The organism is Anaeromyxobacter soli (assembly GCF_022808855.1).
Classification (GTDB): domain Bacteria; phylum Myxococcota; class Myxococcia; order Myxococcales; family Anaeromyxobacteraceae; genus Anaeromyxobacter; species Anaeromyxobacter soli.
In genome coordinates, this window is sequence record NZ_JAKZLF010000020.1 from 33333 (window position 1) to 46571 (window position 13239).

General features: G+C 74.8%; 13 protein-coding genes. 7 read left to right on the plus strand and 6 right to left on the minus strand.

Going from position 1 to position 13239, the window contains the following annotated elements; translation table 11 throughout:
- Positions 1–8: 8 nt before the first annotated feature.
- The 5 genes from MLV88_RS14445 to hutU all read right to left on the minus strand — a co-directional run bounded on the left by MLV88_RS14445 (position 9) and on the right by hutU (position 5087).
- The gene (locus MLV88_RS14445) at positions 9–779 is read right to left on the minus strand and encodes a class II glutamine amidotransferase (protein ID WP_242339497.1); all 771 of its coding nucleotides are present in this window, start codon (positions 777–779) and stop codon (positions 9–11) included.
- Between the two features lie 111 nt (positions 780–890).
- Entirely contained in the window at positions 891–1469 is a 579-nt protein-coding gene (locus tag MLV88_RS14450) for an endonuclease dU (protein ID WP_242339499.1), read from the minus strand.
- A complete protein-coding gene (locus MLV88_RS14455; RefSeq protein ID WP_242339501.1) occupies positions 1466–1990 on the minus strand; it encodes a metallophosphoesterase family protein in 525 nt (174 codons plus the stop codon). Before MLV88_RS14455 ends, MLV88_RS14450 begins: the two co-directional genes overlap by 4 nt.
- Positions 1991–2065: 75 nt before the next feature.
- Positions 2066–3346 (minus strand): imidazolonepropionase, encoded by a 1281-nt coding sequence (hutI, locus tag MLV88_RS14460; RefSeq protein ID WP_242339503.1) that lies wholly within the window; start codon positions 3344–3346, stop codon positions 2066–2068.
- A 100-nt stretch (positions 3347–3446) separates the two neighbouring features.
- A complete protein-coding gene (gene hutU / locus MLV88_RS14465) occupies positions 3447–5087 on the minus strand; it encodes a urocanate hydratase (RefSeq protein WP_242339505.1) in 1641 nt (546 codons plus the stop codon).
- A gap of 112 nt (positions 5088–5199) precedes the next feature.
- Between hutU and asd the strand changes: the two genes are divergently transcribed.
- From asd to MLV88_RS14500, 7 genes are read left to right on the plus strand one after another with little or no spacing between them, the layout of a single operon-like run.
- A complete protein-coding gene (gene asd, locus MLV88_RS14470) occupies positions 5200–6048 on the plus strand; it encodes an archaetidylserine decarboxylase (RefSeq protein ID WP_242339507.1) in 849 nt (282 codons plus the stop codon).
- A gap of 26 nt (positions 6049–6074) precedes the next feature.
- Entirely contained in the window at positions 6075–7322 is a 1248-nt protein-coding gene (gene hisS, locus MLV88_RS14475; RefSeq protein WP_242339509.1) for a histidine--tRNA ligase, read from the plus strand.
- Complete coding sequence (miaA, locus tag MLV88_RS14480; protein WP_242339538.1) at positions 7322–8221, plus strand: tRNA (adenosine(37)-N6)-dimethylallyltransferase MiaA; 900 nt, start codon at positions 7322–7324, stop codon at positions 8219–8221. The genes hisS and miaA overlap by 1 nt, the downstream gene beginning before the upstream one ends.
- 54 nt (positions 8222–8275) lie before the next feature.
- A complete protein-coding gene (locus tag MLV88_RS14485) occupies positions 8276–9244 on the plus strand; it encodes an acetyl-CoA carboxylase carboxyltransferase subunit alpha (protein ID WP_242339512.1) in 969 nt (322 codons plus the stop codon).
- A 48-nt stretch (positions 9245–9292) separates the two neighbouring features.
- The gene (gene hisC / locus MLV88_RS14490) at positions 9293–10387 is read left to right on the plus strand and encodes a histidinol-phosphate transaminase (protein WP_242339514.1); all 1095 of its coding nucleotides are present in this window, start codon (positions 9293–9295) and stop codon (positions 10385–10387) included.
- Positions 10384–11097 carry a (d)CMP kinase gene (cmk, locus tag MLV88_RS14495; protein ID WP_242339516.1) on the plus strand — a complete coding sequence of 238 codons (714 nt, stop codon included), beginning with the start codon at positions 10384–10386 and terminating at the stop codon, positions 11095–11097. Before hisC ends, cmk begins: the two co-directional genes overlap by 4 nt.
- Entirely contained in the window at positions 11094–11801 is a 708-nt protein-coding gene (locus MLV88_RS14500) for a hypothetical protein (protein ID WP_242339518.1), read from the plus strand. The genes cmk and MLV88_RS14500 overlap by 4 nt, the downstream gene beginning before the upstream one ends.
- An 8-nt stretch (positions 11802–11809) precedes the next feature.
- On the opposite strand, the gene MLV88_RS14505 is transcribed toward MLV88_RS14500, so the two are convergent.
- Positions 11810–13084 (minus strand): alpha/beta hydrolase, encoded by a 1275-nt coding sequence (locus tag MLV88_RS14505; protein ID WP_243337814.1) that lies wholly within the window; start codon positions 13082–13084, stop codon positions 11810–11812.
- Positions 13085–13239 lie beyond the last annotated feature (155 nt).

Sequence of the window (13239 nt, forward strand, 5' to 3'; positions counted from 1 at the left end):
TCCCGGGGTCACCCTCGCAGCGCGCCGCGCTCGATCTGCGCCCCGTCCTCGGTCCCCACGAAGCCGCCCTCGGGGAGCTCCTGCCACGGGCCCGCGCCGATGGGCTCGCTCGCCACCGCGAAGACGTGGCGCGGGGCGGCGGAGGACGTGACGTGGAGCGTCCGGCCGTGCCGGCACGCCGCGAGGAGGCGGCCGTCGGAGACGACGAGGTTGAGCGACGTCGGCTTCGGGGAGGGCTCGGCGTCGGCGATGCGGAGGACGGTCGCGGTGGTGTCCGCGAGGGCGCGCCGGACCCGGGAGAGGTCCGCCGCGCGCGTCTCCCCGGTCGCGCGGAGGCGGGAGACGAAGAGGTAGAAGACCCGCTCGCTGTCGGTGTCGCCCTGGATCTCGCGGCGCAGGTCGGGATCGATCTCGGCCTCGATGGCGGTCCGCACCGCGGGGACCTCGCGGTAGCGCGCCACCGTCCCGTTGTGGGCGAAGAGCCAGCGATCGAACAGGAACGGGTGCGTGTTCTCGCGGAGCACCGGGCCGACGCTCGCCTCTCGCACGTGCGCGATGACCACCGCGGAGCGGACCTCGCGGCCGGCGGAGACGAAGGACTCGTCGGCGTGGGCCGGGAGGATCCCGCGCCGGACGTGCGGGGCCCCGTCGACGTACCAGCCGATGCCCCAGCCGTGCGGGTGCTTGTGCGACTGGAAGCGGAGCGCGTTCTCCGCGCTGCAGAGCGGCTCGCAGACGTCTAGGCCGGGGTGGGCGTGCTGGCCGAAGAGGCGGCACATCGCGGTCCCGGAACGTAGCAGCGAGCGAGCGCGCGCGCCAATGGGTCGCCGCGCCGCGCCGCGCCGACCGCCGGCCCGCCGAGCTTTCGCTCGTCCAGGCGCGCGGCGGCGTCAGGCGCGCCGGCCGCTCTCGCCCTGCCGCACCGCCGCGGCGACGAGGTGCGCGAGCCGGAGCGGCTCCGGGACGGCGCCGCGGTCCGTCAGCCGCGCGAGGGCCTCGGCCGTGGCCGCCGGCTCCGCGCCGCGCACCTGGAAGACGAACCCGCCGAGCCGGTGCACCGGCCCCGCGCGCTCGAGGAGCGCGAGGCGGCGGCCGGGGCGCGGGAGCCCGCGAATGGCGCGCTCCATCGCGGGGAGGTCCGGCGGGCGGCGCATGACCGCGACGCACGGCCGGTCGAGGCGCGCGGCGAGCGCCTCGAGGTCCACGAGGTTCAGCCCCCCGAAGCCGAGGCCGTCGAGGAGGACGAGGTGCAATTGGGGGAGGAACTTCCCGCCCACGAGCAGCCGGGCGACGGCGTCGGTCGCGTTCCAGCCGTCCTGGCGCACGCGGCCCCAGACGAGCCCCTCGAACCGCGTCCCCGCGCAGACGACGCCCGCGAGCCCCACGTCGCCGCGCCGCCGGCGCACGAACGGCGCGTCGTCGAGGCCGAGGGCGCGGAGCGTCCGGCCCGGCGGCGGGAAGCGCCTCACAGGGCGGCCTCGACCGGCTCGCCGAGGAGCGCGGGCGGGTCGCCGGCGAGATCGAAGAACGTGACGCTCACCCTCCGGCCGTGCACCTCGAGCAGGGCCGCCGTGCGGGGCAGCGAGAAGCGGCGCGGCCCCGCGCTGCCCGGGTTCACGAACAGCGTGTCGCCCACGCGCGCGACGCCCGGCCGGTGCGAGTGTCCGTGGACCACGAGCTCCGGCCGGTGGCGGACGAGCAGCGGGCGCGCCGGAGGCTTCGGCCGCTCGCGCGCGCCGAGGTCGTGCACGAGGAGCAGCGTGAGCGCGCCCACCTCGACGAGCGCGGTCTCCGGCAGGCGCCCGAGCGCGGGCAGCCCCTCGTCGTTGTTCCCGCGCACCGCCTTGACCGGCGCGATCTCCCGGAGCACCTCCAGGATCCGCGGCTTCACGATGTCACCCGCGTGCAGGACGAGCTCGACCCCGTGGAGGACGTCGCCGAGGCGGGGGTCGACGAGGCCGTGGGTGTCCGAGACGAGGCCGATCCGCATGGGGTCCTCTAGGCGGGCACGACCACGGGCGGTGGCCTCCTCGTCGACGTGGAACGTCTCCCGGTCACGCGATCCTCAGCGACAGTCGACCGCCGCGCCCGGCGCCGCGGTGTGGACGACCCGCCCGCGCTTCACCACGACGAGCGCGTGGTTCACCGCCATGTGCCAGGCGAGGTGCTCGGGCGAGCCGCAGCCCCACAGCACGAGGTCGGCGTCGCCGCCGGGCCGGAGCCGCCCCGCGTCCGGACGCCGGAGCGCCCGCGCTCCACCGGCGGTGAAGGCGACGAGCGCCTCCGCCGGGCTGAGCCGGAGCTGCAGGCACGCGAGCGAGAGCGCGAGCCCGACGTTCTCGCTCATGGCGCTGCCCGGGTTGAGGTTCGTCGCGAGCGCGACGCGCACGCCGGCCGAGAGGAGCTTGCGCGCCGGCGCGTAGCGGCTCGAGCCGAGGAAGAGCGTGGAGAGCGGGAGGAGCCCGGCCACGACGTCGGCGCGGGCGAGGGCGGCGATCCCCTCGTCGTCGATCTCCTCCAGGTGATCCGCGCTCGCGCAGGCGAGCTCGGCCGCGAGCCTGGCGCCGCCCGAGGCGGTGAGCTGATCGGCGTGCACGTGCGTCACGAGCCCGTGGCGCGCGCCCGCGTCCAGGATGCGGCGGGCCTCGTCGAGCGTGAACGCGCCCTCCTCCGCGAAGACGTCCACGTGCTCCGCGAGCCGCTCGCGCGCCGCCCGGGGCACGAGCACCTCGCACAGCTCGCGCACGAACGCGTCCCGGTCGCCCGCGCGCTCGGGCGGGACGGCGTGGGCGAGGAGGGTCGGGACGATGGTCACCTCCGCCCACAGCGCGTGCGCGAGGTCGTGGATGATCCGCAGGAGCCTGAGCTCGTCCTCCGTGGAGAGCCCGTAGCCGCTCTTCACCTCGACGGTGGTGACGCCCTGGGCGAGGAGGCGCCGGGCGCGGGCCACCGCGGTCTCGAGCAGCGTGGCGTCGGACGCGGCCCGCGTCGCCCGCGTCGTCACCGCGATGCCGCCGCCGGAGAGCGCGACCGAGAGGTAGCTCTTGCCCGAGCAGCGCAGCGCGAACTCGCCCGCCCGCTCGCCCGCGAAGACGAGGTGCGTGTGCGCGTCCACGAGCCCCGGGGTGACGAGCCCCCCGGCGGCGTCGATGACCTCCGCACCGTCGAGGTCCACCGCGGCCTCGAGCCCGTGCTCCGGGCCGACGAAGGCGATGCGCCGATCGTCCACCGCCACGGCCGCGCCCGGGATGAGGCCAGGATCGGAGGCGCCGGCGTCGCAGGTGGCGACGACCGCGTTGCGGAGGACGAGGGAGGCCTTCGGGCGGAGCGGTTTGCGAGGGGGCACGATCGGGGGCGGGGCGGTCGGGGTCGAGGTCGGGGTATCGGTCGGGTCGGGGTCGGGGGCGAGGTCGGGGGCGAGGGCGAGGTCGAGCGCCCGATCCTCCTCAGGGGATCTTCACCCCCCGTACTCTCGCCACCTCCCTCGCCTCCTCATACCCCGCATCCGCGTGCCGCAGCACGCCCATCGCCGGATCGCTGCGGAGCACTCGCTCGACCCGGCGCCCCGCCGCCTCCGTGCCGTCGGCGACCACCACCTGACCGGCGTGCAGGGACCAGCCGATCCCCACCCCACCGCCGTGGTGGAAGCTCACCCACGAGGCGCCGTTCACCGCGTTCACGAGCGCGTTCAGGATCGGCCAGTCGGCGATGGCGTCGGAGCCATCCTTCATGGCCTCGGTCTCGCGGTTCGGCGACGCGACCGAGCCGCAGTCGAGGTGGTCCCGGCCGATGACGATCGGCGCCTTCACCTCGCCGCGCCGGACGAGGTCGTTGAACGCGAGGCCCGCCCGATCCCGCTCGCCGTAGCCGAGCCAGCAGATGCGCGCCGGGAGCCCCTGGAACTTCACCTTGCGGGCGGCGAGGTCGAGCCAGCGGCGGAGGCCCTCGTTCTCCGGGAAGAGCGCGGCGACGGCGGCGTCGGTGCGGGCGATGTCGGCCGGGTCGCCCGAGAGCGCCACCCACCGGAACGGCCCCTTGCCCTCGCAGAACATCGGCCGGATGTAGGCGGGGACGAAGCCGGGGTAGGAGAACGCCTCCGCGAGCCCGGCCTCGCGCGCGCCGGCGCGGAGGTTGTTGCCGTAGTCGAAGACGTGGCTCCCGGCGGCGCGCATGGCGAGCATCGCCTCGACCTGCCGCGCCATCGACTCCTGGGCGCGACGGACGTAGCCCTGCGGATCGCGGCGCCGGAGCGCCGGCGCGTCGGCGAGCGGCACGTCCGCGGGCACGTAGCCGTTCAACGGGTCGTGCGCCGAGGTCTGGTCGGTGACGAGGTCCGGGGCGATCCCGCGCCGGGCGAGCTCCGCGAAGACCGTCGCGGCGTTCCCCACGAGGCCGATGGAGAGCGGCCGGCGCGCGCGGCGCGCCTCCTCGAGCCGCCGGAGCGCGTCGTCGAGATCTCCGGAGCGCGCGTCGAGGTAGCCGGTCTCGAGCCGCTTCTCGATCCGCGCGGGATCCACGTCCACGCCCAGGAACGCCGCCCCCAGCATGGTCGCCGCGAGTGGCTGCGCGCCGCCCATCCCGCCGAGGCCGCCGGAGAGGACGAGCCGGCCGGCGAGATCGTCCGTGCCGAAGTGCGTCCGCCCGGCCTGCGCGAACGTCTCGTAGGTGCCCTGCAGGATCCCCTGCGTCCCGATGTAGATCCAGGACCCCGCGGTCATCTGGCCGTACATGATGAGGCCGCGCTTCTCGAGGTCCCAGAAGTGCTCCCAGGTGGCGAAGCGCGGGACGAGGTTCGAGTTGGCGATGAGCACGCGCGGCGCGTCGGGGTGCGTGCCGAGGACGCCCACGGGCTTGCCGCTCTGGACGAGGAGCGTCTCGTCGTCGCCGAGGGTCCGCAGGCTCGCGACGATCCGCCGGTAGCTGTCCCAGTCGCGCGCGGCCTTGCCGGTCCCCCCGTACACGACGAGGTCCTCGGGCCGCTCGGCCACCTCGGGATCGAGGTTGTTCATCAGCATGCGCAGGGCGGCCTCCTGCACCCAGCCCTTGCAGGAGAGTCCCGTCCCCCGCGCCGCGCGGATCGCCTCCATCGTGCACCTCCGGGCCTGCAGCCTCACCCACCGTCCGCCCGGCCGCAGCGCCAAAAACGGGGCGCCGCGGCGATCTCCCGGGCCGAGCGTTGGTTTACACTGCCGCGCCCGCATGAACGAAAAGCTCTTCATCTCCGCCCTGAAGCTCCTGCCGAAGAACACCGTCTCGCGCCTCGCCGGCGCGCTCACGCGCTGGAACGCGCCCGCGTCGGTGCGGCTCGCCGCCATGCGGGCGTTCGCCGCGCGCTACGGCATCGATCTGTCCGAGTGCCCGGAGCTCCAGGTCTACGGGACCTTCGGCGAGTTCTTCGCGCGGCCGCTCCGGCCCGGGCTCCGCCCCATCGCGCCCGGCGACACGGTCGTCGTCTCGCCCGTGGACGGGGCCGTCTCCGAGGCCGGCACCGCGGCGGACGGGCGGCTCGTCCAGGCGAAGGGGATCGACTACTCCGTGGGCGCGCTCGTCGGCGACGAGGCGCTCGCGCGGCGGCTCCAGGGCGGCGCCTACACGACCGTCTACCTGTCGCCGCGCGACTACCACCGCATCCACTTCCCGCTCGGCGGCAGGATCACCGGCTGGCGCTACGTGCCGGGCCAGCTCTGGCCCGTGAACCCCGCGTCGGTCCGGAGCGTGCCGGGCCTCTTCACCGTGAACGAGCGGCTCGTCACGATCCTCGAGACGCCGCTCGGCGCCTGCGCGGTCGTCGCGGTGGGCGCGACGGTCGTCGGCCGGGTCCGCGCCTACTACGACCCCACCGTCCCGGTGACGAACCTCAAGGCGGCGACCGCCGCCGCGCGCGACTACGCCTCGCCGCTGCCCGCCGAGAAGGGCGGTGAGCTCGGCGCGTTCGAGATGGGCTCGACCGTCATCCTGCTCTTCGAGCCGGGGCGCGTGCGCCTCGACGCCCGCCTCGTGCCCGGCGCGCGGGTGCGCGTGGGAGAGCCGATCGGTGGGCCCCCTTGAGCCTTTTCTGGTAGAGAGACGCGGCGATGGCGACGAAGATCAACGGCGTCAAGGGGATGAACGACCTCCTGCCCGGCCAGGCGGCACGCTGGCAGGAGATGGAGGCGATCGCGCGCGAGGTGTTCGCGCTCTACGGGTACCGCGAGGTGCGGACCCCCGTGGTCGAGCCGGCGCAGCTGTTCGCGCGCGGCGTCGGCGAGGCGACCGACATCGTGAAGAAGGAGATGTACGTCTTCGAGGACAAGGGCGAGGACCTGCTCGCCCTGCGCCCCGAGGGCACCGCCGGCACGGTGCGGGCGTTCATCGAGCACGGCGCGTTCGTCGAGGGCCCGCAGAAGTGGTTCTACGTGGGCCCGATGTTCCGCCGCGAGCGGCCGCAGAAGGGCCGCTACCGCCAGTTCCACCAGATCGGCTGCGAGGCCTTCGGGATCGCCGAGCCGTTCCTCGACGCCGAGCAGATCGCGCTCCTCGACGACTTCCTCGCCCGCCTCGGGGTCCGCGCCGAGCTGAAGCTCAACTCGGTCGGCGACCGGAGCTGCCGCCCGGCGTACCTCCAGGACCTCCGCGCGTACCTCGGGTCGCACAAGGGCGAGCTCTGCGCCGACTGCAACGAGCGCATGGAGCGGAACCCGCTGCGCGTCCTCGACTGCAAGGTCGAGAGCTGCCAGCCCGTGCTCGCCGCGGCGCCGCGGCTCCTCGAGCGGCTCTGCCCCGAGTGCGCCGCCCACTTCGAGGCCGTGAAGAGCGGCCTCGACGCGCTCGGCGTCCGCTACACCGTGGACACGCGCCTCGTGCGCGGTCTCGACTACTACGTCCGCACCGCCTACGAGTTCACCTCCGACGCCCTCGGCTCGCAGTCCGCGGTGGCGGGCGGCGGCCGCTACGACGGGCTCGTGGAGACCCTGGGCGGGCCGCCCACGCCGGGCATCGGCTTCGCGCTCGGCCAGGAGCGGCTCGCGATGATCCTCGAGAAGGCCGGCCGCGCCGCGCCCGAGCGCAAGCCGGTCGTGTTCTTCGTCAGCGCCGACGAGGCGGGCGCGCGCGAGGCGCTCCGGCGCGCCGCGGAGCTGCGCCGCGCCGGGATCGCCTGCGAGCTCGACCCGCGCGGCGGCAAGATGAAGGCGCAGTTCAAGCAGGCGGAGCGGGTCGGCGCGCGCTACGCGCTCGTCCTCGGCGGCAACGAGGTCCAGACCGGCCAGGCGAAGCTGAAGGACCTCGCGACGCGCGAGGAGACGCCGGTCGCGCTCGCGGACCTCGTCGCGCGGGTGAGGTGATCCGCCTCCTCGTCATCGCGGGGCCGACGGCGTCGGGGAAGACCGCGCTCGCCGTCGCCCTCGCGCGCCGCCTCGGCGGCGAGATCGTGAACGCGGACTCGCAGCAGGTCTACCGCGGGCTCGACGTCGGCACCGCCAAGCCTTCACCCACCGAGCGTGCCGCCGCGCCCCACCACCTGCTCGACGTGGTGGAGCCGGGGGAGGGGATGGACGCGGCCCGCTTCGCGGCGCTCGCCGACGCCGCCATCGCGGACGTCGCCGCGCGCGGCCGGCTCCCCATCGTCGCGGGCGGCACCGGGCTCTACGTGCGCGCCCTGCTCCACGGCGTGGTCGCGGCGCCCGGCCGCGATCCCGCGCTCCGCGCGCGCCTCGAGGAGGAGGCCGCGCGGCTCGGCCGCCCGGCGCTGCACGCGCGGCTCGCCGCGATCGACCCCGAGTCGGCGGCGCGGATCCGCCCGAACGACCTCGTGCGGATCGTGCGCGCGCTCGAGATCGCCGCCGCTGGGCGGAGGCCGTCGGAGCTCCACGCCGAGCACGCGTTCCAGCCGGACCGCTACGCGGCGCGGCTCCTCGCGCTCGACCCTCCGCGCGCGGCGCTCCACGCGCGGATCGACGCGCGCGTGGTGGAGATGTTCGCCGGCGGGATCCTCGACGAGGCGCGCGCGCTCGTGGCGCGCACCGGCGGTGCGCTCCCCGCGAAGCTGCCCATCGGCTACGCCGAGGCGGTCGCGTGCGTGCGCGGGGAGCTCGAGCTCGCGGAGGCGATCCGGCGCGTGCAGGTGGCGCACCGCCGCTACGCGCGCCGGCAGGTCATCTGGCTCCGGCGCGAGCGCGGCGTCGAGTGGATCGCGCCGCCGGTGGACGTCGAGGTCTTGGCGCGGCGCGTCGAAAACGGCTGAGAAGTCCAGCGCCTCGACCGTGCGCTCCGGCCGCCTCGTGCTATAAGGCGCGACGTGACGAAGCCAGCCCATGCCCTCGACTTCGAGCGCCCGCTCATCGCGCTCGAGTCCAAGATCGCCGAGCTGAAGGAGCTGTCCGGCGGCGCCCGCGTCGACTTCACCGACGAGATCCAGAAGCTCGAGAAGAAGGCGAAGCGGCTCCAGGCCGAGATCTTCAGCGAGCTCTCGCCGTGGCAGACCGTCCAGCTCGCGCGCCATCCGAACCGGCCGTACACGCTCGACTACCTCGGCCGGCTGTTCACGGACTTCTTCGAGCTCGAGGGCGACCGCCGCTTCGCCGCGGATCGCGCCATCGTGGCCGGGTTCGCGCGCTTCGACGGCGAGCCGGTGCTCGTGATGGGGCACCAGAAGGGCCGCGGCACGAAGGAGAACATGCTGCGGAACTTCGGGATGCCGCGCCCCGAGGGCTACCGCAAGGCGCGCCGGCTCTTCGATCTCGCCGAGCGCTTCCGCCGCCCGGTCATCATCTTCATCGACACGCCCGGCGCGTACCCCGGCATCGGCGCGGAGGAGCGCGGCCAGGCCGAGGCCATCGCGACGAACCTCGAGGTGATGTCGTCGCTCTCGGTCCCGTCGATCTCGGTGGTCATCGGCGAGGGCGCGTCCGGCGGCGCGCTCGGGCTCGGCGTGACGAACCGGATCCTGATGCTGCAGTACGCCTGGTACAACGTCATCTCGCCCGAGAGCTGCAGCTCGATCCTCTACCGCGACTCCACCCAGGGCAAGAAGTCGGCGGAGGCGCTGAAGCTCACCGCGAAGGACCTCGCGGGCTTCGGCATCACCGACGAGATCATCCCCGAGCCCGAGGGCGGCGCGCACCGCGATCACGACCTCGCCGCCGAGAACGTGCGCGGCGCGATCCGACGCCACCTCGCGGAGCTCGAGAAGCTCTCCCCCGAGCAGCTCGTCGTCGATCGCTACAAGAAGTTCCGGGCGATGGGCGTGTTCACGACCGAGGAGTAGCGCGGGGCCTTCGCGAGCGCGGGGGCCGTCGGGTATAACCGTCGCCCCATGCCTCTCGTCCCGCCCCACGTCGCCTCGCTGACGCCGTACGTCCCCGGGAAGCCCATCGAGGAGGTCGAGCGGGAGTACGGCGTATCGAACGTCGCCAAGCTCGCCTCCAACGAGAACGCGCTCGGCCCCTCGCCCCTCGCCCTGGCGGCGGCGCGGGAGGCGTGCGCGAAGGTGCACCTCTACCCGGACGGCTCCGCGTACGTCCTCCGCAACGCGCTCGCCGCGAAGCTCGGCGTCCCGCCCGAGGAGGTGATGGTCGGGAACGGGTCCAACGAGCTCATCGAGCTGCTCGTCCGGTCGTTCGTGCTCGACGGCGAGGAGGTCCTGACGAGCGCCCAGAGCTTCGTCGCGTACAAGCTCGCCGCGCACGAGCACGGCCGCACGCTCGTCGAGGCGCCGATGAAGGCGCGCTTCCACTACGATCTCGACGCGCTCCGCAAGCTCCTCTCCCGCCGCACGAAGCTCGTCTTCCTCGCGAATCCCGACAACCCGACGGGCACCTGGTTCACGGAGGCGGAGCTCACCCCGTTCCTCGACGCGGTGCCGAAGGACACCCTCGTCGTGCTCGACGAGGCGTACGTCGAGTACGTGGACGCGCCCGGGTTCCAGGACGCGCTCGCGCTCCGGCGGAAGTACCCGAACGTCGTGGTGCTCCGGACCTTCTCCAAGATCTACGGCCTCGCCGGCATGCGTCTCGGCTACGGGCTCGCGCGGCCGGAGGTGGTGGAGTACGTCGACCGCGTGCGGCCCCCGTTCAACACGAGCCTCGTCGCCCAGGCGGCCGGCGCCGCGGCGCTCCAGGACACCGCGCACGTCGCGAAGAGCCGCGCGCTCGTCCTCGAGGAGCGGCCGCTCCTCGCGAGCGGCCTCGCGGCGCTCGGCGCGACCGTCGTCCCCTCCCAGGGCAACTTCGTCCTCGCCGACTTCCCTGGCCGGACGGGCAAGGAGCTCTTCGAGGCGCTGCTGCGCGAGGGCGTGATCGCGCGCCCGGTGGCGGGCTACGGGTTCCCGAGCGCGCTGCGGATCACCGTGGGGCTCCGGCGCGAGAACGAGCGCTGCCTCGCGGCGCTCGGGAGGATCCTCGCAGCGTGACCGCCGGCCGGCCGTTCATCGTGGCGATCGACGGCCCCGCGGGCGCGGGGAAGTCCACCGCGGCGCGGCGGGTGGCCTCCCGCCTCGGCTTCGCGATGGTCGACACCGGCGCGATCTACCGCACGGTCGCGCTGGCCGCGGCGCGCCGGGGGATCGCGTTCGAGGACGACGCGGCGCTCGGCGCGCTCCTGCCCGAGCTCGAGATCCACTTCGCCCCCTCGCCGGGCGGCGGCCAGCGCGTCCTGCTCGGCGCGGACGACGTCTCGGTCGAGATCCGCACGCCGCCCATGTCCATCGGCGCGAGCGCGGTCTCGGCGCGCCCGGTCGTGCGGGCCGGGCTCCTCGAGCTGCAGCGCCGCCTCGCCTGCGCGCCGGAGAACCGGGGCGCCGTGCTCGAGGGGCGGGACATCGGGACGGTCGTGTTCCCCGACGCGGACGTGAAGTTCTTCCTCACCGCCTCCGCGGAGGAGCGCGCGCGCCGGCGCCACGCCGAGCTCGGCGCGAAGGGCGACCCGTCGACGTACGACGAGGTGCTGGCGGATCAGCTCCGGCGCGACAAGAACGACTCGGAGCGTGCCATCGCGCCGCTCCGGCCGGCGGACGACGCGCGGGTGGTGGACACGAGCGGCGTGCCGCTCGACGCGGTGGTGGACGCGCTGGTGCGCGCGGTCGAGGAGCGGCTCCAGGCGGAGGGGCGGAGCAGAGCGTGAGCGAGGAGCGCAGGTACGGGCCGAAGGAGTGCGGGAGCTGCCGGCTCTGGCGGCCCATCCTCGAGGACGCCCGCGGCCCCATCGGCCCCTGCCGCCTCGGCGTCCGCACCGGAGACTTCCCGGGCACCGCGCCGGCCTGCGAGCGCTACCTCTCCCGCGACGCCGCCATCCCGACCGCGCCGCCCCCGACGCAGCTCCGCCGGCGCGCGCCGCGCCCGTCGAGCCCGCTCGTCCACCGCGGCGCGGATCCCGGCGCGCCGCTCGAGCGCGCGCCGCTCGCGCCCGCCGCCGCTCACCACCGTCCTTTCCCGCAGTCCGCGCCGCAGTCCCCCTGGCCCGAGGAGCTGACCGACATGACCCGCGAGGAGTTCGCCGAGGCGATCCGCGAGGCGCTGCGCGAGGAGGGGGCCGACGTCCGGCTCGCGCCGCGCTGGGAGGGCGGCACCGTGGTCCTCAAGCCGGGCGACGGGCAGACCCAGCCGAAGGAGATCCCCCTCGACTCGCTGTTCCACAAGATCGTGATGATCCGCGATCGGCTGCGCGTGCTCGAGCAGAAGGTCAACGCGAACGACAAGCTCTCCGACGCGGAGAAGATCGAGCTGCAGCAGTACGTGACGCGCTGCTACGGTTCCCTCACGACCTTCAACGTCCTCTTCCGCGACGACCGAGACAGGTTCGTCGGCGACAAGGGCGAGAAGGGCTGAGGGGTTCGCTAGCCTCCACCGTCGAACCGCGACTCCCGGTCGTACCCGCCGTAGCGATCGCGGGACTCCGTCTGGACGTCCGCGTCGCCTGCGCTCGCTGGCGATCGCCGGCCGGTGCCGGTCGCGCCGCTCGCGCGGTGGTAGCTCGCCTCGTACGCCGGCGCATCCCGGGCGCCCGCCGCCTTCGCCGCCTCCCAGGCACGCCGGTACGCGTCGCGCGCGCCCTCGAGCTCGCCGCTCCGCTCGAGCGCCAGGCCGAGCGCGTGCCGCGCGCGGGGCGAGGACGGGTAGAGCTCGACGGTCCGGCGCAGCGTGCGGACCGCGCCGTCACGGTCGCCCTCGGAGAGGAGCTGCAGGCCCGAGAGCGCGAGCGCGCGCTCCGGCGGCGGGACCGCGAACCCGAGCCGCTGCGAGAGCGCGCGGTTGTGGGCCTCGACCGCCGCGGCGCCGCCGCGCGGCCCCGTCGCCTCGGGGGACACCGCCATCGACCACCCGTCGAACACCTCCTCGAGGCCGGCGTAGTAGCTCGCGAAGGGCGTCGTGACGTGATCCTCGCCCGCGAGGTGGAGCGCCCGCAGGTGGACCGCGCCACCGCGGGCGAGGAGCCCCTTCAGCTCCTGGAAGCGGGCGGCGGCGAGCCGGCCCTCGTCGCCCACCGTGAGGACGATGGTCCCGGAGAGGCCGTCCTTGCGCCCGAGCGCGTCGCGCACCTCCCTCGCCGCGAGGTCGCGGTCCCAGCCGAGCGTCGGGCTCGCGGCGATGGCCGCCTGGAACACGCCGGGCCGCGCGGTCATCGCGTGCAGCGCGAAGAGCCCGCCGAACGAGTGGCCCGCCAGGATCCGCAGGGGCTCGGTCCGGTAGCTCCGGTCCACCCAGGGCACGAGGTCCTGCGCGAGGAAGGCGAGGAAGCGCTCCCCGCCGCCGCTCGTCTCGTAAGAGACCTCCTCGCCTCCGCCCTGCTCGAGCTTCCCGTGCGTCGGCGTCAGGTCGTGGACGCGGTCGGGGTGAGCGAGGCCCACGAGGAGCACCTCGGGCATGCGGCCGGCGCTCGCGAGGAAGCGGGCCGTCGTCGCGAGGAGCGGCAGCGTGCGCTCACCATCCGTGAAGTAGACGACGGGATACCGGCGCTCGCCGCGCTCGTAGCCCGGCGGCGTCAGGATGTACACGGTGCGCTCCTCGCCGAGCGCCGGAGACCTGAGCGTCACCACGCGCACGGGGAGATCCTGCGCGAGCGCGAGCGCGTGGGAGGCGACGGCGAGCAGGGCGGCGGCGACGAGCTTCATGGGGAGTGCCTCCGGAGGGCGCGAGGTCCCCGCAGCATAGGGGAGCCGGGGAGGGCGTCGCGCGGGCCCGAGGAGTCAGCGCAAGGAGGGGCGTGCCCGGCTCGCGTGACGCTTCGTTCGCGGCCAGCAGGACGTCCCCTCGAGGCCGTGCGCTC

Excerpts from the sequence above, each read along its gene's own strand:
- hisS (WP_242339509.1), top strand. The coding sequence starts at position 6,075 with ATGGCGACGAAGATCAACGGCGTCAAGGGGATGAACGACCTCCTGCCC.
- asd (WP_242339507.1), top strand. The coding sequence starts at position 5,200 with ATGAACGAAAAGCTCTTCATCTCCGCCCTGAAGCTCCTGCCGAAGAAC.
- MLV88_RS14445 (WP_242339497.1), bottom strand. The coding sequence starts at position 779 with ATGTGCCGCCTCTTCGGCCAGCACGCCCACCCCGGCCTAGACGTCTGC.
- MLV88_RS14455 (WP_242339501.1), bottom strand. The coding sequence starts at position 1,990 with ATGCGGATCGGCCTCGTCTCGGACACCCACGGCCTCGTCGACCCCCGC.
- MLV88_RS14505 (WP_243337814.1), bottom strand. The coding sequence starts at position 13,084 with ATGAAGCTCGTCGCCGCCGCCCTGCTCGCCGTCGCCTCCCACGCGCTC.
- hisC (WP_242339514.1), top strand. The coding sequence starts at position 9,293 with ATGCCTCTCGTCCCGCCCCACGTCGCCTCGCTGACGCCGTACGTCCCC.
- hutU (WP_242339505.1), bottom strand. The coding sequence starts at position 5,087 with ATGGAGGCGATCCGCGCGGCGCGGGGGACGGGACTCTCCTGCAAGGGC.